This window comes from Ruegeria sp. H3 (genome assembly GCF_056533095.1).
Genome location: NZ_JBQFOD010000003.1, coordinates 127,673 through 146,623, shown reverse-complemented (window position 1 = coordinate 146,623; position 18,951 = coordinate 127,673). Strand labels below are relative to the sequence as shown.

General features: G+C 58.9%; 17 protein-coding genes. 15 read left to right on the top strand and 2 right to left on the bottom strand.

Translation table 11 applies throughout. The features are described from left to right. The first annotated feature begins 85 nt into the window (after nucleotides 1–85). From ftsW to ACR0JE_RS05030, 15 genes are all read left to right on the top strand, one after another. Entirely contained in the window at nucleotides 86–1,249 is a 1,164-nt protein-coding gene (gene ftsW, locus ACR0JE_RS05100) for a putative lipid II flippase FtsW (RefSeq protein ID WP_480827691.1), read from the top strand. After that, on the top strand, nucleotides 1,249–2,346 hold the full coding sequence (locus tag ACR0JE_RS05095) for a UDP-N-acetylglucosamine--N-acetylmuramyl-(pentapeptide) pyrophosphoryl-undecaprenol N-acetylglucosamine transferase (RefSeq protein WP_480863382.1): 1,098 nt from the start codon (nucleotides 1,249–1,251) through the stop codon (nucleotides 2,344–2,346). The genes ftsW and ACR0JE_RS05095 overlap by 1 nt, the downstream gene beginning before the upstream one ends. Continuing rightward, nucleotides 2,343–3,752, top strand: coding sequence for a UDP-N-acetylmuramate--L-alanine ligase (murC, locus tag ACR0JE_RS05090; RefSeq protein ID WP_480863381.1), 1,410 nt, complete (start codon nucleotides 2,343–2,345; stop codon nucleotides 3,750–3,752). The genes ACR0JE_RS05095 and murC overlap by 4 nt, the downstream gene beginning before the upstream one ends. 77 nt (nucleotides 3,753–3,829) lie before the next feature. After that, complete coding sequence (locus ACR0JE_RS05085) at nucleotides 3,830–4,078, top strand: DUF2484 family protein (RefSeq protein WP_480540684.1); 249 nt, start codon at nucleotides 3,830–3,832, stop codon at nucleotides 4,076–4,078. Beyond that, complete coding sequence (locus ACR0JE_RS05080; RefSeq protein ID WP_480540686.1) at nucleotides 4,075–4,317, top strand: DUF2484 family protein; 243 nt, start codon at nucleotides 4,075–4,077, stop codon at nucleotides 4,315–4,317. Before ACR0JE_RS05085 ends, ACR0JE_RS05080 begins: the two co-directional genes overlap by 4 nt. 296 nt (nucleotides 4,318–4,613) lie before the next feature. Then, a complete protein-coding gene (murB, locus tag ACR0JE_RS05075; RefSeq protein WP_480863507.1) occupies nucleotides 4,614–5,537 on the top strand; it encodes a UDP-N-acetylmuramate dehydrogenase in 924 nt (307 codons plus the stop codon). Nucleotides 5,538–5,645: 108 nt separating this feature from the next. Then, nucleotides 5,646–6,560, top strand: coding sequence for a D-alanine--D-alanine ligase (locus ACR0JE_RS05070; RefSeq protein ID WP_480863380.1), 915 nt, complete (start codon nucleotides 5,646–5,648; stop codon nucleotides 6,558–6,560). After that, the gene (locus tag ACR0JE_RS05065) at nucleotides 6,548–7,555 is read left to right on the top strand and encodes a cell division protein FtsQ/DivIB (RefSeq protein WP_480863379.1); all 1,008 of its coding nucleotides are present in this window, start codon (nucleotides 6,548–6,550) and stop codon (nucleotides 7,553–7,555) included. Before ACR0JE_RS05070 ends, ACR0JE_RS05065 begins: the two co-directional genes overlap by 13 nt. 8 nt (nucleotides 7,556–7,563) lie before the next feature. Then, entirely contained in the window at nucleotides 7,564–8,898 is a 1,335-nt protein-coding gene (gene ftsA, locus ACR0JE_RS05060; RefSeq protein ID WP_480863506.1) for a cell division protein FtsA, read from the top strand. Further along, nucleotides 8,885–9,298 carry a hypothetical protein gene (locus ACR0JE_RS05055; protein WP_480863378.1) on the top strand — a complete coding sequence of 138 codons (414 nt, stop codon included), beginning with the start codon at nucleotides 8,885–8,887 and terminating at the stop codon, nucleotides 9,296–9,298. Before ftsA ends, ACR0JE_RS05055 begins: the two co-directional genes overlap by 14 nt. Nucleotides 9,299–9,647: 349 nt before the next feature. Then, nucleotides 9,648–11,255 carry a cell division protein FtsZ gene (ftsZ, locus tag ACR0JE_RS05050; protein WP_480863377.1) on the top strand — a complete coding sequence of 536 codons (1,608 nt, stop codon included), beginning with the start codon at nucleotides 9,648–9,650 and terminating at the stop codon, nucleotides 11,253–11,255. Nucleotides 11,256–11,468: 213 nt separating this feature from the next. Beyond that, on the top strand, nucleotides 11,469–12,389 hold the full coding sequence (lpxC, locus tag ACR0JE_RS05045; protein ID WP_353008221.1) for a UDP-3-O-acyl-N-acetylglucosamine deacetylase: 921 nt from the start codon (nucleotides 11,469–11,471) through the stop codon (nucleotides 12,387–12,389). A gap of 126 nt (nucleotides 12,390–12,515) precedes the next feature. Continuing rightward, nucleotides 12,516–13,358: an outer membrane protein assembly factor BamD gene (locus tag ACR0JE_RS05040; RefSeq protein ID WP_170532154.1), complete on the top strand. Its 843-nt coding sequence runs from the start codon at nucleotides 12,516–12,518 to the stop codon at nucleotides 13,356–13,358. Between the two features lie 31 nt (nucleotides 13,359–13,389). Continuing rightward, nucleotides 13,390–15,039, top strand: coding sequence for a DNA repair protein RecN (gene recN / locus ACR0JE_RS05035; protein WP_480863376.1), 1,650 nt, complete (start codon nucleotides 13,390–13,392; stop codon nucleotides 15,037–15,039). 89 nt (nucleotides 15,040–15,128) lie between these two features. Continuing rightward, nucleotides 15,129–16,814 (top strand): chloride channel protein, encoded by a 1,686-nt coding sequence (locus tag ACR0JE_RS05030; RefSeq protein WP_480540699.1) that lies wholly within the window; start codon nucleotides 15,129–15,131, stop codon nucleotides 16,812–16,814. Here ACR0JE_RS05030 and ACR0JE_RS05025 read toward each other — a convergent pair. Together ACR0JE_RS05025 and ACR0JE_RS05020 are read right to left on the bottom strand one after the other, a co-directional pair. After that, nucleotides 16,811–18,178 carry a DUF3179 domain-containing protein gene (locus ACR0JE_RS05025; RefSeq protein WP_480863375.1) on the bottom strand — a complete coding sequence of 456 codons (1,368 nt, stop codon included), beginning with the start codon at nucleotides 18,176–18,178 and terminating at the stop codon, nucleotides 16,811–16,813. The two genes, ACR0JE_RS05030 and ACR0JE_RS05025, sit on opposite strands and share 4 nt — an antisense overlap. 192 nt (nucleotides 18,179–18,370) lie before the next feature. Then, on the bottom strand, nucleotides 18,371–18,934 hold the full coding sequence (locus tag ACR0JE_RS05020; RefSeq protein WP_480863374.1) for an alpha/beta hydrolase: 564 nt from the start codon (nucleotides 18,932–18,934) through the stop codon (nucleotides 18,371–18,373). Nucleotides 18,935–18,951: the final 17 nt, after the last annotated feature.

Here is an 18,951-nt window from a genome sequence, read left to right as displayed (position 1 = left end):
CCTAGCCCAATCCCCAAAATCCCTGTACACTTCTACCCAGACCCCGAAAACGGGGCGTTAACGAGGCAGTAAGTGGCGGTATCTCATGACTGAGATGGTGTATGGCGCGGTCCAGGACCAGCGCGGCGAACCGATTCTACCAAAGTGGTGGCGCACGATTGATCGCTGGACGATGTCCTGCGTGCTGATCCTGTTTGTCATCGGGCTATTATTGGGGTTGGCGTCCTCGCCGCCACTGGCAGGGCGCAACGGCTTCGATCCGTTTCACTACGTCGAACGGCAGGTGCTGTTCGGTGGGCTGGCACTGATTGCGATGTTGCTGACCTCGATGATGTCGCCGACTTTGGTACGCCGTCTGGCGGTGCTGGGCTTTTTGGGGGCCTTTGTTGCGCTCGCTTTTCTGCCGATTTTTGGCACGGATTTCGGAAAAGGGGCGGTGCGTTGGTATTCGCTGGGCTTTGCCTCACTGCAGCCATCCGAGTTTCTGAAGCCCGGATTTGTGGTTGTTGCGGCGTGGCTGCTGGCGGCCTCGCAGGAAATCAACGGCCCTCCGGGGCGTTTGTGGTCTTTTGCGCTGTGCATGGCGATTGTCGGGATGCTCGTGATGCAGCCAGATTTCGGGCAGGCTTGTCTGATCCTGTTTGGCTGGGGCGTGATGTATTTCGTGGCCGGGGCACCCATGCTGCTGCTGGTTGGCATGGCGGGCGTGGTCATTCTGGCGGGGATGTTTGCCTATTCCAACTCGGATCATTTCGCGCGCCGTATTGACGGATTTCTGAATCAAGAGGTCGATCCGACCACTCAACTTGGCTATGCGACCAACGCCATACGTGAGGGCGGTTTGTTTGGCGTCGGCGTGGGCGAGGGGCAGGTCAAATGGTCACTGCCCGATGCGCATACAGATTTCATTATCGCCGTCGCAGCCGAGGAATACGGCCTTATCCTGGTGCTGATCATCATTGCGCTCTATTCGATTATCGTCGTGCGCTCGCTGCTGCGGCTGATGCGTGAACGGGATATGTTCATCCGCTTGGCGGGAACTGGTCTGGCCTGCATGTTTGGCGTTCAGGCAATGATCAATATGGGTGTTGCGGTGCGACTGCTGCCTGCCAAGGGTATGACGCTGCCTTTTGTCAGTTACGGCGGCTCGTCGTTGATTGCAGGCGGTATCGCGATCGGCATGTTGCTGGCCTTCACCCGAACCCGCCCGCAAGGCGAACTGGGCGATATTCTGCGCGGACGAAGCTGATGGGCAAACCCTACCTTCTGATTGCGGCGGGCGGCACCGGGGGCCATATGTTCCCGGCGCAAGCCCTGGCTGAGGCGATGTTGCACAAAGGTTGGCGGGTGCGCCTGTCTACCGATGCCCGTGGGGCCCGCTATACCGGTGGCTTCCCGCACAGTACCGAGATTGTCGAAGCCTCGTCAGCCACTTTCGCGCGAGGCGGTTTGGCGGCTAAGGCACTGGTCGGCCCTAAGATTGCTGGTGGTGTCGCCAGCATGGCGTTTCAGATGATGCTGGACAAACCGGATGTGGTCGTGGGCTTCGGCGGATATCCCTCGATCCCAGCGCTGGGTGCGGCGGTGATGCTGAAACTGCCGCGAATGATCCATGAGCAAAACGGGGTGCTGGGCCGGGTGAACCAGCTGTTTGCGACGCGCGTTTCACAAGTGGCCTGCGGTGTCTGGCCAACGGATCTGCCGGACGGCGCGCAGGGCGTTCACACCGGCAACCCGGTCCGAGCCTCGGTTTTGGAGCGGGCCGGTGCGCCCTATATCCCGCCCGGTGAGTATCCCATGTCGGTTCTGGTGATGGGCGGCAGCCAGGGCGCCCGTATTCTCAGCGATGTGGTGCCCGAGGCGATTGCCGCTCTGCCCGAGTTCCTACGCGGGTTCATCCGCGTCTCGCATCAGGCCCGGGACGAGGATGGCGCGCGCGTCACGGCCTTCTACGCCGATCACGGTATTCGCGCCGATGTTCAACCGTTCTTTGACGATGTGCCACGGCGCATGTCGGATGCGCAGCTTGTCATCAGCCGTTCGGGCGCGTCGAGCGTGGCCGACATCTCGGTGATCGGTCGGCCCTCGATCCTGATCCCTTTCGCCGCCGCTGCAGGGGATCACCAAACCGCCAACGCCCGAGGGCTCGTGCAGGCAGGGGGGGCGATCATGATCCCTGAAAATGCTCTTGACGTTGCCGCGTTGACCGAGCAAATGACCACGGTTCTGACAAACCCCGAAGCCGCACAGAAAATGGCCCATGCCGCCTTGTCGGTCGGGGCACCGGACGCCACCGAGCGTCTGATCGCCCTTGTCGAGCAATTGGCGCAGAAGGAGACCACATGACCCCAGCAACCAAACTACCGCAGGACGTAGGACCTATCCATTTTGTTGGGATCGGTGGGATCGGGATGTCGGGCATCGCCGAGGTGCTTTTGAACCTAGGGTATCAGGTGCAGGGGTCAGACCTGAAGGCTTCAAAGATCACCGATCGGTTGGCCTCGCTGGGGGCGGAGATATTCGTGGGTCAAAAGGCCGAGAACCTGCAAAACGCTGCTGTCGTGGTTACATCCACGGCGATCAAGCCTGGCAACCCGGAACTGGATCAGGCGCGCGCGCAAGGTCTTCCTGTTGTCCGTCGTGCGGATATGCTGGCCGAGCTGATGCGCCTGCGGTCGAACATCGCCATTGCCGGGACCCATGGCAAAACCACCACGACAACGATGATGGCCGAATTGATGGTGGCGGGTGATTTCGACCCCACCGTCATCAATGGTGGCATCATCCACGCCTATGGCTCGAACGCGCGGATGGGGCAGGGCGAATGGATGGTGGTCGAGGCCGACGAATCCGACGGCTCGTTCAACCGTCTGCCCGCAACCATCGCCATCGTCACCAATATCGACCCCGAGCATATGGAGCATTGGGGCGATTTTGACACCCTGCGCGACGGGTTCTACGAATTCGTTTCGAACCTGCCGTTCTACGGTCTGGCCGTTTGCTGCACGGATCATGCCGAGGTACAGGCACTGGTGGGCCGCATCACCGACCGTCGCGTGCGCACCTATGGGTTCAACGCGCAAGCTGATGTGCGGGCCGAGAACCTGACCTATAAAGGCGGTGTCGCGCATTTCGACATTCATCTGCAATACGAAGACAAGGTGATTGAGGGCTGCACGCTGCCGATGCCTGGCGATCACAACGTCTCAAACGCGTTGTCTGCCGTGGCTGTCGCCCGCCATCTGGGCATGAAAACCGCAGAAATCCGCGAGACGCTGGCCAATTTCGGCGGCGTCAACCGCCGCTTCACCAAGGTCGGAGAGATTGATGGGGTCACCATCATCGACGACTACGGTCATCACCCGGTGGAAATCGCTGCGGTGCTGAGAGCTGCGCGTCAGGCGACGGACGGACGCGTGATTGCCGTGCATCAACCGCACCGCTATTCCCGTCTGTCCAATCTGTTCGATGATTTCTGCACCTGTTTCAACGACGCGGATGTGGTGGCGATCGCCGACATCTTCGCGGCCGGCGAAGACCCGATCGAAGGGGCGTCGCGCGATGATCTGGTGCAGGGGCTGATCCGCCATGGGCATCGGCATGCTCGTGCGTTGCTGGACGAGGACGATCTTGAACGCCTCGTACGCGAACAGACGCGCCCCGGAGATATGGTCGTTTGTCTTGGCGCCGGAACGATCAGCGCCTGGGCGAATGGGTTGCCTGAGAGATTGCAAAGAAAACAAGCAGTTTGACGGCACGCCTCATTTGCAGCACAACCTGAAAGTGTGATACAATAACCTCAGCTACCGCGAGTCCTCGGAGGGGGCGCATGGACTATTCGATGATCTTTGCCGCGATTTGGGTGATCTGCGCCACCATTGTGGCGTTGTTGCCCATGCGGCTGCAATTCCCTCCGGGTTTCACCTTGTTGATTTGCGCGCCAGTTCTGATTGTCTGGCTGGGCTATGATCACGGCTGGTTCTGGTCGGCTCTCGCCTTTGGCGGCTTTGTCTCAATGTTCCGCAACCCGATCCGTTACTACTGGCGCAAATGGGTGCGCGGGGAGGTGATGGAATGAGCTGGTCGCTTGCACTGGCCGCCCTCTGGGGCCTTGCCGCCAACCTGTTGGCCATGATCCCCAGCAAGGACAACCACTGGACTCGCGCCTATTTCCTGATCGCAGTGGGCATTCCGATTTTGGGCTATGTTACCTATGAAAACGGCCCATGGATCGGGTTGTTGGTTTTGGCTGCGGGCATGTCAATGCTGCGCTGGCCCGTGATCTATCTGGGTCGCTGGATCCGTCGACGCATTTGATCATCTGATATGATGTTGCATTCAGATGTGCTGATCTACGGTTTCATCCTTTGCGGCGCATTTGGATGGTTTCTAACATCTTCCTACGCCGCTTTTCATGGAAAGCTCTGGTTTGGGTATACAGCGATCACGTTATGGTTTGTCCTTTTGGGTCTGGCGCTATATGCGTGGTCCGTTGAAACCTATGACATCACGCGTGCGGGCCTCGGCTACATAATTTCTCTTCATGTGATGTTTGGATTGATTGCAGTTCTCGCGTGGAGAATAGGAACGTGGTTGCGGAAACGAAGTCAGATCTGAATTCAGTCACTCTACGTGGCAAACTGTCCGAAAATCGCGACCTAAACGACCTGACATGGCTCCGCGTTGGTGGCCCGGCAGACTTTCTGTTTCAGCCTGCCGATCTTGAGGATTTGCAGGAATTTCTGCGCGAGCTACCCGAAGATGTGCCAGTCTTCCCTATGGGCGTCGGCTCCAACCTGATTGTGCGCGACGGTGGCTTGCGTGCCGTGGTGATCCGGCTGGGGCGTGGCTTCAACGGAATATCGGTCGAGGGAACGACCGTTACGGCAGGTGCTGCCGCATTAGACGCGCATGTGGCGCGCAAGGCGGCGGATGCGGGGGTTGATCTGACGTTCCTGCGCACGATCCCCGGATCGATCGGTGGGGCGGTTCGGATGAATGCAGGCTGCTACGGCAGCTATACGGCAGACGTCCTACGCAAAGCCACAATCGTCACGCGGCAGGGTGAGTTGATAGACCTCACCGCCGCCGAACTGAACTTCCGCTATCGCCAATCCGACCTGCCTGAAGGGGCTGTTCTGGTGTCGGCCACGTTCGAAGGCCCCAAGGGCGACCCGGCAGAGCTGCACGCCCGAATGGAGGCGCAGCTGAAGAAACGCGACGAAACGCAACCCACCAAAGACCGCAGCGCCGGGTCGACCTTTCGCAATCCGGCGGGGTTTTCCTCGACCGGCAAGGCGGATGACGTACATGACCTCAAGGCATGGAAGGTGATCGACGATGCCGGGATGCGTGGCGCAACCAAAGGTGGCGCGCAGATGAGCCCGAAGCATTCGAATTTCCTGATCAACACTGGTGACGCCACCGCGGCTGATCTGGAAGGTCTGGGCGAAGAAGTGCGAAAAAAGGTTTACGAAACAAGCGGCATCACGCTAGAGTGGGAAATCATGCGGGTCGGTGACCCGCTGACAAAATAAAGCCCCAACCGTCAGACCAAAACAGGCAAATTCAGGCGACGGATCAAAGGCATAAACGCAGTACGGACCATTACATAAGGTCCGGGGACATTGAGGCGCACATTGGGTATGTCGAGCAGGACAAACCCCAAAGTGGCGGTATTGATGGGCGGCCCCTCGGCGGAACGCGAGGTGTCTCTCAGCTCTGGGCGCGAATGCGCGGCCGCCCTTGTGGGAGAAGGCATTGACGTGGTCGAGCTGGACGCAGGTCCGGACCTCTATGCGCGCCTGATGGAAATCAAGCCGGATGTGGTTTTCAACGCCCTGCATGGACGCTGGGGCGAAGATGGCTGTGTGCAGGGGCTGCTTGAGTGGATGCAAATCCCATACACGCATTCCGGTGTTTTGGCCTCGGCCCTCGCAATGGACAAGCAACGCAGCAAAGAGGCGTTTCGCATTAACGGCCTGCCCATTGCAGACAGCATCATCGTGCCCAAGCGGGACGTGATGGCCGATCACGTGATGGCGCCACCTTATGTGGTCAAACCCAACAACGAGGGCTCAAGCGTCGGTATTTACCTGGTGCATGAAGATGCAAATGGCCCTCCACAGCTATCCGAAGACATGCCGGATGAGGTGATGGTCGAGCAATATGTGGCCGGTCGAGAGCTGACGGTGACCGTCATGGGTGACCTGGCCCTGACTGTGACCGAGATCATGACCGATGGCTGGTACGACTATGACGCCAAGTATAAGCCCGGCGGCTCGTGGCACGTTCTACCAGCTGAGGTTCCGGCTGAGATTTTTGACCTTTGTATGGACTACGCCCTGCGCGCTCACAATGTTCTTGGCTGCAAAGGCGTCAGTCGGACCGATTTCCGTTGGGATGACACCAAAGGCGCTGATGGTTTGGCGTTGTTGGAAACCAATACTCAGCCGGGGATGACTCCCACCTCGCTGGTCCCCGAGCAGGGTGAGCATTGTGGCATGACATTCGGCCAGCTGTGTGCCTGGATGGTGGAGGATGCCTCATGCGACCGCTAAACGCCACCCGCGCGCCGGTGATCCACCGGACCAAACCCGTCGCGGGGCCGGATGCGGATTTCGAATCTGCGGATACAGAAACGCATGAGGTGGACCCCGTCTTGCGTCTGCGCGGGGCGCGGCTGTTTGGGCGTACGTCACGCGGCTCTGACCCAGCGCCCTCGCGGCTGAGCTATCGGTTTCAGCGCTGGATGCTGACTCCTGGCATTCGCCTGGGTGTCAAGCTGGGCTTGCCGATTTGTGCGGTCGTTGCGGGTGTGGGGCTTTACTTTGCCTCTGCCGAACGGCGTGAGGCGGTCAGCACCTACGTTGCCGACATCCGCACTTCGATTCAGGAACGTCCGGAATTTATGGTTAATCTGATGGCAATCGATGGCGCGGGATCAAGCCTTGCTGAGGATATCCGCGAGGTCGTGCCGCTAGATTTCCCGATCAGTTCCTGGGATCTGGATGTCGAGCAGATGCGCGACACGATCATCGGGTTAGACCCCGTGAAAACGGCCACCGTGCGCATCCGGCCCGGTGGCATACTGCAGGTCGATGTGATCGAACGACAGCCCGTCATTGTCTGGCGCACCCGGAGCGGCATTGAACTGCTGGATGAAACCGGGGTTCATGTCGATCAGATCGCCTCGCGCAAAGATCACGCTGACTTGCCGCTGATCGCAGGCGAGGGCGCGGATCTGCACGTTGCCGAAGCGTTGGAGATTTTCCGGACCGCGCGCAGCCTTGGCACGCGGGTGCGCGGGCTTGTGCGCATGGGCGAACGGCGCTGGGATCTGGTTCTGGATCGCGGGCAGCGCATCATGTTGCCGACCGAGCGTCCGGTGCGCGCGCTGGAACGGGTATTGGCCGTCAATGAAGTGCAAGATCTTTTGGAACGCGATGTCGCTATCGTCGACATGCGCCTCGGGCAGCGTCCCACGGTCAGAATGACCAAAGCCGCCAGCGAAGACTGGTGGAACACAAAAACAGACGTGAGTAGCGGGCAGTAACGACCATGATGACCGATCTTTATCAGTCCCAACGCGCCATGCGGCAGATGCGCAGACAAGCAATGCAGCGGGGTGTCATTGCCATTCTGGATGTGGGCAGTTCCAAGATTGCCTGTTTGGTTCTGCGCTTTGACGGAACCGGTCGCCTGAACGAGGATAACACGATCGGATCCATGGCCGGTCAGACCGGGTTCCGCGTCATCGGTGCCGCCACAACGCGTTCGCGCGGTGTGCAGTTCGGGGAGGTTACCGCGATGCAAGAAACCGAGCGGGCCATCCGGACCGCCCTGCAAGCCGCGCAAAAGATGGCCGACATTCGTGTGGACCATGTGATCGCCTGTTTCTCGGGCGCAAACCCGCGCTCTTACGGTCTGGATGCGCAGGTCGATCTGGAAGGTCAGCTTGTGACCGAGGCTGAGGTTGGCCGCGTGTTGAACGCTTGCGATGTGCCTGACTATGGGGCAGGGCGCGAGGTGCTGCATGCGCAGCCTGTGAACTTTGCGTTGGACAATCGTTCGGGCCTGATCGATCCGCGTGGGCAACTGGGTCAAAGCCTGGCCGTTGATATGCACATGCTGACTGTCGATGCGGTTGCGATCCAGAATATCGTGCGCTGTATCAAGCGCTGCGATCTGGAATTGGCGGGTATCGCGAACTCGGCCTATGTGTCGGGCATTTCGGCGCTGGTCGAGGACGAGCAGGAGCTGGGTGCCGCCTGTATCGATATGGGCGGTGGTACGACCAGCGTGTCGATCTTCATGAAGAAACACATGATCTATGCCGATTGCGTGCGCATGGGTGGGGATCACGTGACTGCTGATATCTCAATGGGGCTGGGCGTACCGGCGGCCGTCGCAGAGCGGATCAAAACCTTCAATGGTGGTGTCCACGCAACCGGTGCCGATGACCGCGACCTGATAGATATCGGCGGAGATACTGGCGATTGGGAGCATGATCGCCGCACCGTTAGCCGGGCAGAGTTGATCGGCATCATGCGCCCCCGTGTCGAAGAAATCCTGGAAGAGGTCCGCGTGCGTCTGGATGCAGCAGGCTTTGAGCATATGCCGAGCCAGCAGATCGTTCTGACTGGTGGCGGCAGTCAGATCATGGGGCTGGATGGGCTGGCCACACGCATCCTGGGTCAGCGCGTGCGCCTGGGCCGCCCGCTACGCGTTCATGGTCTTCCGCAATCGGCAACAGGGCCGGGCTTCTCGTCTGCCGTGGGGCTCAGCTTGTTTGCGGCCCATCCGCAGGACGAATGGTGGGATTTCGAAATTCCGGTCGACACCTATGCCGCGCGCCCGTTCAAACGCGCCGTCCGGTGGTTCCGTGACAATTGGTAGAGTTCTCGGCCTTACCACTCTGACGCTGTGGTCGGGCGATGCCGTGGCGCAAACCCGGATCACGCCCGAAGCCTTTCTGGATGCTGTTGTCGGTAAAACCGTCATGTTCTACGAGATTCGCAGCGGCGATCTGGTCGGGACCGAGGAGTTTCTGAATCACCGAACCTCGGTCTGGCGGGAAGAAGGCCGCGGCTGCGTCTATGGTCAGATCACCACGCCGAACGGTCAGATTTGTTTTCTGTATGACAATGACGCGGACGGGGTGCCGGTCTGTTGGTGGCCGTTTTTGTATCAGGACCGGCTGATGGTGCGACTGGCCTCGTTGTCGGATGGGGAAATACAGGAAACGCGAAACATCTCTGACAATGGTTTGAACTGTCCGAATGCGCCCACCAGCTAAAGAAACCGGTTGCAGCGCAGGCATTTATCCATAAAGATATCCACAAGGCCCGTCAGAGGCCCGGCGGCAGGACCATGAGCAGTTTTCCGCCCTGTGAGATCCGGGAATTCGACCCGCGCGTGAGCTGAGAAGTGTCGCGTCAATTTCGGCTGTCTTGTGGTGCCGTTAACCAGATCCGCTAGATTTCGCTGGCGATGCGAAATACTGCCGGATGACGCCTTATTTCCTCCATATTTTGCGGGAATTCGCGATTTTTAGCGTGACCTTTGCGCATCACAACGATAGAATCGAACAAGGATAGGTAAGAAAAACACCGCTTTGGCGGAACAAAAATACAGGCGGACAGAGCATGACATTGAACCTTTCGATGCCCGGGCACGACGAACTGAAGCCACGGATTACAGTATTTGGTGTTGGCGGTGCGGGTGGCAACGCAGTCAACAACATGATTGAAAAGCAGTTGGACGGCGTTGATTTCGTAGTTGCCAACACTGATGCGCAAGCGCTGCAACAAAGCCATTCTTCAGCGCGGGTGCAACTGGGTGTGAAAGTCACCGAAGGTCTGGGGGCTGGAGCCCGCCCAACCGTCGGCGCAGCCGCCGCAGAAGAAAGCATCGAGCAGATCGTCGATCATCTGGCAGGCGCGCATATGTGCTTTATCACCGCCGGTATGGGTGGCGGCACCGGTACGGGTGCTGCGCCGATCATAGCGCAAGCCGCTCGGGAACTGGGCGTGCTGACCGTTGGTGTTGTTACCAAGCCCTTCCAGTTCGAAGGGGCCAAGCGGATGCGTCAGGCCGAAGACGGCGTTGAATCGCTGCAACAGGTCGTTGACACGCTGATCATCATTCCAAACCAGAACCTGTTCCGGCTGGCCAACGAAAAAACCACCTTCACCGAAGCCTTCTCGATGGCGGACGACGTTCTGTATCAGGGCGTCAAAGGTGTGACTGACCTGATGGTACGCCCGGGCCTGATCAACCTCGACTTCGCGGACGTACGCGCCGTGATGGACGAGATGGGCAAGGCGATGATGGGCACAGGCGAAGCAACCGGTGAAGACCGCGCCATTCAGGCGGCCGAAAAAGCCATTGCGAACCCGCTGCTGGACGAAATCAGCCTCAAAGGCGCGAAGGGCGTGTTGATCAACATTACCGGTTCGCACGACCTAACGTTGTTCGAACTGGACGAGGCCGCCAACCGTATTCGCGAGGAAGTGGACCCAGAGGCCAACATCATCGTCGGCTCGACCCTGGATACGGCCATGGAAGGCGGTATGCGCGTTTCGGTTGTTGCGACCGGTATCGACGCCACCGAAAAAACCTCGGATGTTCCGGTGGCGCGCCGTTCGATGTCCGAGCCGCTGACCCGTACTGTATCTGCAGAAGAACCTGCACCGGAGGCAGCGCCTGTTGCTGCTGAGATTGCTGAACCTGCAGCTGAGATGGTCGAGAACCGTGAGCCGACATTGTTCGAAACCACCGAAGACCCGGCAACGCGGTTCCAGCCGCAGGATCAGCAGGAGGATGACGGCCTGCCTCCGCCAGCCTATCAGCCTCGGGTCGCCGAGTTTGAACCGCAGCCGGAGCATTTCGAACAGACCCCCGAAAGCTATGTTGCGCCGCAGCCGGAACCCGCAGGAACACCTTCGCCAGAAGCGCTGCAGCGGTTGCAGGCCGCTGTCCAGAACGTGCCTTCTTCGGCGCAGCGTCTGACGGCAACCCGGCCACAGGAACCGGCGCCTCAGGCGCAGGCAGAAACCGAGGAACGCTCGCGCTTTGGCTTCAACCGATTGATCGATCGGATGACCGGACATGCGGCAGACACACCGTCTCAGCCAGCCCGTCAGCAGCCCGCGATGCGCCAGGTTGACGCCACGGCACCTGCGCATGAAGAGGCCGACCCCGATCAGGATCGGATCGAAATTCCTGCTTTCCTGCGCCGTCAGGCCAACTGATCGCGGTAACAAAATGAATGCAAAGGGTCGCCTTCCGGCGATCCTTTTTTCTTTGTTAACAGGTGGATATAGGGGGATAAGCAGGGTTTTGCCGATCTGTCACATCCATGTTTCATTCAGTTACAAAGAGTGAGTTGAGCATAGACCCGTGCTTCCTTAACTGAGTGGCCAACACAGCTTTAACAGGCTGGACACCACTCGCTGAGGCCCAATTTGCAACATACGCTCAAATCTCCGGTTACCTTTAACGGCGTCGGACTGCATGGCGGCCAGCCTGTCGTTATGGTTCTGAAACCCGCTGCGGCAGGTCATGGAATCTGGTTTAAGCGGACGGATATTGAGTTGGGCAATGCGCTGATCCCTGCGATCTATGACGTGGTCGAGCGGACACCGCTCTGCACCCGTCTGGTGAACGACGCAGGCGTATCGGTTTCGACCGTGGAACATATCATGGCCGCACTTGCAGGCTGTGGTGTTCACAACGCGCTGATCGAGATTGACGGCCCCGAGGTTCCGATCATGGATGGCTCGTCGATTGATTTCGTGCGCGGCATCATGGCCAAGGGCGTGCGCCGTCAGGCCAGCCCGGTTCTGGCTTACGAAGTGCTCAAGCCCGTTACTGCGTCCCGCGAAGGTGCAAGTGCAACGATTGCGCCTGCCGATGGTCTGATCATCGATTTTCACATCGACTTTGAAGATGACGCAATCGGAAACCAGACCAAGACACTGGACATGCGCAATGGCTCGTTTGTGCGTGAGCTGAGCGATTGCCGCACTTTCTGTCGCCGTATTGATGTCGAGACGATGCGCGAAAACGGCCTTGCCTTGGGCGGCACGCTGGAAAATGCAGTGGTGGTGCAGGGTGAAGAGGTGCTGACACCAGGCGGTTTCCGCCACGCGGATGAGGCCGTGCGCCACAAGATGCTGGACGCTTTGGGTGATCTGTATCTTGCCGGTGGTCCGATTCTGGGCCATTTCACCGGCGACAAGTCCGGTCATTCCATGACCAACACCCTGTTGCGGAAGCTGTTTGAAACGCCGGGTGCTGTGCGCCCGATCCTGTGTACCCCAGAACAGGCGGCACGCCTACCGGGGCAAGGTCTGGTTCAGGAAGAGATTCCGGCGGTGGCCTGAGCCGTTCACCTTTGACGACATTTGCGACAGAGGGTGCATAAGGCGTTTTGCACCGGAAATATCTATGCTAGACCATGGCTCAATTCGGGGCGAACCCCGGTGAGTAAGATGACAAGGATGGGCGGTATGGTTGGCAGCAAAGCGGCAGTCAGGTTCGCAGGTGCGATTCTTCTGGCAGCAGTTTTGACGGCATGCGGCAACAGGGGCGCAGACCGCGATCAAAACCTCGAAGGCTTCACGCCCGAGCAGATCTATACCCGTGGTGAATACGAACTGTCGCAGAATCGATCGGATGATGCGGCTTGGTATTTCTCGGAGGTTGAGCGTCTCTATCCCTATTCTGACTGGGCAAAACGCGCGCTGATCATGCAGGCATTTTCGTTCCACTCCGACAAGAATTATGAAGAAAGCCGTGCCGCTGCGCAGCGTTACATCGATTTCTATCCCACGGATGAAGATGCCGCCTATGCGCAGTATCTGCTGGCACTCAGCTACTATGATCAGATCGACGAAGTGGGCCGCGATCAGGGTCTGACCTTTCAGGCGCTGCAAGCTCTGCGAACCGTGATTGAAGTCTATCCCGATAGCGAATATGCCACCTCGGCGGTGCTGAAGTTCGATCTGGCTTTCGATCATCTGGCGGGCAAGGAAATGGAGATCGGGCGCTACTATCTGCGTCAGGATCACTATGTCGCGGCCATCAACCGATTCCGCGTTGTTGTTGAGGATTTCCAGACTACGTCCCATACAGCCGAAGCGCTGTATCGTCTTGTCGAGGCCTATTTGTCTCTGGGTCTGTTTGATGAGGCGCAGACCGCTGGTGCGATCCTGGGCTATAACTACCAATCCTCGGAATGGTATGACGATGCCTACAAGTTGCTGACCTCGCGCGGGTTGGACCTGAAGAGCCGCGGCAACAACTGGCTCAGCCAGATCTATCGTCAGACGATCAAGGGTCAATGGTTGTAAGCTGGTGACGGGCAGGGGATGCTAACACCCGATGCTGCGTGCCTTAGATATCCGTGACATGCTGATCATCGACCGGCTGGAATTGACCTTCCAGCCGGGACTGAACGCGCTGACCGGTGAGACCGGGGCGGGTAAGTCGATCCTTCTGGATTCGCTGGGATTTGTTCTGGGCTGGCGCGGGCGGGCCGAACTGGTCCGGCAAGGGGCTGCGCAAGGCGAGGTCGTGGCCGAATTCGAACTGACCGAAGGCCATCCCGCACATGAGGTTTTGGCCGAGGCAGGTTTGCCGGGTGGAGAGGAGTTGATCCTGCGCCGTGTCAACACTGCCGAAGGCCGTAAGACCGCCTGGGTCAATGACCGCCGCTGTTCCGGTGAAGTTCTGCGCGCCTTGTCCGAGACTCTGGTCGAGCTTCACGGCCAGCATGATGATCGCGGATTGTTGAACCCACGGGGGCATCGCCTGCTGTTGGACGACTACGCTCAGGTCTCGGAGCAACTAGCCGCAGTGCGCCGCGCATGGTCCGAAATGTCGCGCAGCCGCAAAGCGCTGGCCGAGACCGAGGCGGCGCTGACCGTGATGCGCGCTGAGGAAGAATTCCTGCGCCATTCCGTTGCCGAGCTGGACAAGCTGGCCCCTCAGCCGGGTGAAGATGCTGAATTGGACGCCCGCCGCCGCATGATGCAGGGGGCTGAACGGATCCGCGATGATGTCGCCCGGGCTTTTGACCTGCTGGGTGGCGAAGGGGCCGAAGGGGCGATGTCGGATGCGATGCGCTGGCTGGAAGGTGTCTCGGACAATGCAGGCGGGCAGTTGGAAGGGCCAATCGGTGCATTAGGCCGCGCGCTGATCGAGCTGGGCGAAGCACAGGACGGCGTGAACGCCTGCCTTCAAGCGCTGGATTTCAACCCGGCCGAGCTGGAAGCGGCCGAGGAGCGCCTGTTTGCGATCCGCGCACTTGCCAGAAAGCATGATGTCGCCCCGGATGACCTAGGGGCCTTTGCGAATACCCTGCGGGATCGGCTGGGTCGTTTGGATGCAGGCGATGCCGATCTGGCCGAACGACGCGCATCAGTCGAGGCCGCGCAGGCCGCTTACAACGCCGAGGCTGCGACCCTCAGTACGGCCCGTCAAAAGGCGGCCGGTCAATTGGATGCAGCGGTCATGGCCGAGCTTGCGCCGCTCAAAATGGAACGCGCCGTGTTCCAGTCCGAAATCACTATAGCGGAGCCGGGTCCCGAAGGTATCGACGCGGTTGCATTTACCGTGGCCACGAACCCCGGCGCACCATCGGGTCCGTTGAACAAGATCGCTTCTGGCGGCGAGCTTAGCCGCTTTCTACTGGCGCTCAAGGTCTGTCTGTCTGGCGATGACAGTGCGCGCACCATGATTTTTGATGAGATTGACCGGGGCGTTGGAGGCGCCACCGCCGATGCGGTTGGCCGCCGGTTGGCGGCGTTGGCGCAGGGAGGGCAGGTTCTTGTCGTGACACACTCGCCTCAAGTGGCCGCACGGGCAGCACACCACTGGCGGGTGCAGAAACAGGTCAGCGACGGGCACACGCTGTCGACCGTTGTCCCGCTGGCCGAAGGTGACCGTGTGGACGAAATTGCGCGGATGGTTTCGGGCGATACGATCACCGACGAGGCGCGGGCCGCAGCACGTGCGCTGTTGAAGGCGTGATGTATCAGCGCCGCCTTCTTTGTCCTGCCATGCTTTTATATGACCGCCCCTTGGCTTACTAAGGGTTAAGTGACGAGCCCCGAAGGCAGATGACTCAATCAACCTATACCGTACTGCGCAACCAGCTGAATCAGGCCATCGCCGCGATCAAGGATGCCTTTTGGGTGATGCGCCGACGCGGGCCCAGTCAAATACAGTTCTGGTTCATCGCTTTGGTGATCGGGATTGCCGCCGGGTTCATGGCCCTGGGGTTTCGCAAGGCAATCCAGTTTTTGCAGGCCTATCTGTACGATACAGATAATATCTTGCTGCTGCACAGCCATGCCGAGAAACTGCCGTGGTACATGGTTCTGATTATCCCGATCCTGGGCGGTTTGCTTGTTGGCGTGATCCTAAACCGGTTCACTGATGATGGCCGTGTACGGTCGGTCGCGGATGTGATCGAAGGTGCTGCGATCACCGATGGCCGGGTCGAGACGAAGGCGGGTATCGCCTCATTCTTCGCCTCACTTATCACGCTCAGCTCGGGCGGTTCGACCGGTCGAGAAGGGCCGGTTGTGCATATGGCAGGGGTTATTTCAACATGGGTCAGCAACCGTATTCATGCGGATGGGATCACAGGCAGGGACCTGTTGGGGTGCGCTGTCGCGGCTGCTGTCTCGGCCAGTTTCAACGCGCCCATTGCTGGGGCTTTGTTCGCGCTTGAGGTCGTGCTGCGCCATTTCGCAGTTCACGCTTTTGCACCCATCGTCATTGCCTCGGTCGCAGGAACGGTGATCAACCGGCTGGCCTATGGGGATGTGACTCAATTCGCGCTGGATACGCCTGGGTCGCTGAAATTCTATGTGGAACTGCCCGCGTTTCTGATCCTCGGCCTGATCTGCGGTCTCGTTGCTTTGGTATTGATGCGCTCAATCTTTTTCGCCGAAGACATCGGCACCCACGTCCAGAACCGCCTGTCCTTGCCGGGATGGCTGCGTCCGGCTGTGTCCGGTGCGATGCTGGGTCTTTTGGCCATCTGGTTTCCGCATATAGTCGGGGTCGGCTATGAAACCACGATCCGTGCCTTGACCGGCGATCTGTTGCTGACCACCGCCATCTTGTTTGCAGTGATAAAAACCGTGGCGGTTGCAATCACCATGGGGGGCCGTATGGGGGGTGGGGTGTTTTCGCCCTCTCTGATGATTGGGGCTTTGACCGGGCTCGCCTTTGGCCTGATTGCAACGGGTTTACTACCGGATGTATCAGGAACTCATACGCTTTATGCCTTTGCAGGCATGGGTGCGGTTGCAGCTGCGGTGTTGGGCGCGCCGATTTCAACCACACTCATTGTGTTCGAACTGACCGGAGACTGGCAGATCGGTTTGGCGGTGATGGTTTCGGTTTCGATGTCGACGGCGCTGGCATCTCGTTTGGTGGACCGGTCTTTCTTCCTGACCCAGCTGGAGCGTCGAAATGTGCATCTGGCCGCTGGCCCGCAAGCTTATCTGCTTGCCATGCTGCGTGCCGGGGCGGTGATGCGGCCAATAGGCGACCCGCGCTCGATAACGGCGGATGAGGCGCAGGAACTGATCGCGCGAGGCCTCTGCGTCAAAGCGAGCGCCACACTGGAAGCCGCCATGCCCTATTTCGACCGAGAAGACATTCCATGCATTCCGGTGATTGTGCTTGAAGAGGATGGGTCAGAAACCCCGATCGGCGCGCTCTATCATGTCGATGCGTTGAAGGCTTATAACAGGGCGTTGGCGGCCACTGCGGCCGAAGAGCATTCCTAGCCACCATAGACGCTGGCAGCGTCACCCAGATAGTTATCCCAAGCAAACCAATAAGAGATATGCCCGGCGACGCGCGGCAGTTGCGCGCCATCTGGTCCGGTTAACATCTCTTCGGACAGGGTCCACTTCCGACCAGACTCATCTACCAGCCCAACGTCAGAGGCTTTGAATCTGTGCCCCGCCCGCTCATAAGCCCGCACGGTCCGGCGATCCGGGTTTCCGATCAGAACCAGAGGGCGGTTCGCAATTGCATCATTGATCACACGGGTACGGCTGAACGCGTCCAAAGGCCATGCCCGCGCAGCACCGAACTGACGAATCGTAAAGATGTAGTCCTTTTGTCGGTGCTGGGATTGATCGACCTGCGCGGGGAACATCAGTTCGGGCGAGGCGAAATACTCGCGGTAGACCACGCCAGACCCATAGTTTCGGCGATGCCCGGTATCCAGCGACAGTACGCGGGTACCAGGATGCGAGGTCTTCCAATTGTCCCAGGTCGTGATCACCACCGGACGCTGCTTCAACTCGATCCCGCTGTCGACCAACGGGCCAACCACGGGTTTGCCGGTGTATTGGTTCCACAGCGAATGTGTCTCGCGGTCAAACATTAGTTTGTTCGACCGGTAGAGGAAGCCAGAGGAGCCAAAGACAAACGGTTTGCGCCGCCCCGAAACCTGCGTTTCAAACAAAATGCCTGACCCGCAAAGGGTACAATAGGCAAGTGCGACCGGAACTCCTCCGATCACTTCGTTGAACATTTCATGCCACCCCATGATCCGCAGCGGATAGGCGCGTACATCCCCGTTGATCGCGACGCCAAAGACCAGATCGTCACCCTTGAGGTAGCTGGCATCAGCCGCCGAGATGAGGGTTGGATTGTCCAACGAAGGGATACCGTCTTTATAAACCCCACCCCAGGCGATCTCTTCCAGCCTGATTTTCATCCGATCCCGTGCCAGGTATTCGGGCCGAAGGAACAGATCAAAGTTTTGGTCGAGGCCCAGCAGAACCTCACGCTTGAAGGGGATCAGCGATGGGTGGGGGATCAGCTGCGGGTTCCGCTCTTGCCAGAGCATCCAATCAAACCAATCGGTGCCCAGCTTTTGCCCACTGAGGGTTTCCATCACCTCCGAGATTTCATCCCGTCGCCGATCCCCGTATCGCATGGCGGTCAGCAGGGCAGGCACCACATCCGGCTTTCCGCGCTGCGTCAGATAGGTCATCTGCGCCTCAAACTCGGTTCGACCGGAATAAAGCGTGCTGCGCAGCGCCTCGAGCACCGGGCCCTGCTGCGCCCATAGCACTCGTGGTGCCAGCGCGCTGAGACCCAGCCCCCCAACAAAGCTGCGGCGTGAAACTGACATGGCATCCTCCAAGGTCGTACATGTATAGTATGCCTTCAGTTGCACTCACTTTCATTCAACAGCGTCGTGATTGGGGCGTGAGCCTTTCCTTTCGCGCGTCGCAGCCGATTCCAAACACATCGCATTTGAATAAATCGGCATATTCGAGGAGCGACCCCTGCATCCCAACCGAAGGTCAAGATCCTAAGTGTGTCACTCAGTTAGCAATCCGTATTTGCGGATCTCGGATTTTGACATCTTGTGTATGTCGTCAGCCGGGGCCGCGTCGATTGTGAACCAGTAGAAAGCGTCATGCCCTAGCATGCGTTCGACATAAAGTCGGTTTTGCTTGTGTTCAGGCGCGCCGCGCGGGTAGTCGGATGCTTCTTTTGAACCATCTGTCCATGCGTGTACACCAATCTCTGCCCCGTCATCCATGGTTCTTCTGACACCTGCCAGAAAAAGATCAACCCCGCCCGAGTGGATGAGACTGGATGATGTGAGATGCGTGTTGAGGCCCAGTTCGCGCACTCGGTAGGCCAGTGCGATCATGGTATCGTCATCCAGTGAGCCCGGCACATCAAGTTCAACCAGGGTCTCGATGTCGGGGTATTGGGCATAGATTTCCTCGAATTGTTTTAGGGTTTTCGAGTTGATCGCTCCATGCATAAACAGCTTTGTGCCTTCGACGCGGAACTCGGTCATTGGGACCTGGTTCCACGCCATAACAGCCATCTGGGTACAGCCAGATAGCACGACCGCCACCAATGCTGCCATTACAGCAGCATACTTTC